Raw genomic sequence first — 1,045 nt, forward strand, 5'->3', positions numbered from 1 at the left:
CTATCCTACACAAGCCGAACCGAACACCAATATCAAACTGTAGTAAAGGTCCCGGGGTCTTTCCGTCCTGCTGCGCGAAACGAGCATCTTTACTCGTAGTGCAATTTCACCGGGCCTATGGTTGAGACAGTCGAGAAGTCGTTACGCCATTCGTGCAGGTCGGAACTTACCCGACAAGGAATTTCGCTACCTTAGGATGGTTATAGTTACCACCGCCGTTTACTGGCGCTTAAGTTCTCAGCTTCGCCACCCCGAAGAGTGACTAACCGGTCCCCTTAACGTTCCAGCACCGGGCAGGCGTCAGTCCGTATACATCGCCTTACGGCTTCGCACGGACCTGTGTTTTTAGTAAACAGTCGCTTCTCGCTGGTCTCTGCGGCCACCCCCAGCTCACCGAGTAAATCGGATCACCAGTGATGGCCCCCCTTCTCCCGAAGTTACGGGGGCATTTTGCCGAGTTCCTTAACCATAGTTCACCCGAACGCCTCGGTATTCTCTACCAGACCACCTGAGTCGGTTTAGGGTACGGGCCGCCATGAAACTCGCTAGAGGCTTTTCTCGACAGCATAGGATCATCCACTTCACCACAATCGGCTCGGCATCAGGTCTCAGACTATGTGCCAGGCGGATTTACCTACCTGACGTCCTACACCCTTACCCCGGGACAACCACCGCCCGGGATGGACTACCTTCCTGCGTCACCCCATCACTCACCTACTACAAGTCTGGTCCGTCGGCTCCACCACTCCCCTTCACCCGAAGGATCCGGGGCGGCTTCACGGACTTAGCATCGCCTGGTTCGATGTTTGACGCTTCACAGCGGGTACCGGAATATCAACCGGTTATCCATCGACTACGCCTGTCGGCCTCGCCTTAGGTCCCGACTTACCCTGGGCAGATCAGCTTGACCCAGGAACCCTTGGTCAATCGGCGCAAACGTTTCTCACGTTTGTATCGCTACTCATGCCTGCATTCTCACTCGTGAACCGTCCACAACTCGCTTACACGGCTGCTTCACCCGGCACACGACGCTCCCCTACCCATC

Annotated in this window: 1 rRNA gene; it reads right to left on the minus strand. The window is 55.9% G+C overall.

Annotated features, from left to right (window positions below):
* A 23S ribosomal RNA gene (locus ACFY9I_RS42670) occupies nucleotides 1-1,045 on the minus strand; the annotation flags it as partial.

The sequence above is a fragment of the Streptomyces sp. NPDC012510 genome (genome assembly GCF_042955065.1).
Lineage (GTDB): Bacteria > Actinomycetota > Actinomycetes > Streptomycetales > Streptomycetaceae > Streptomyces.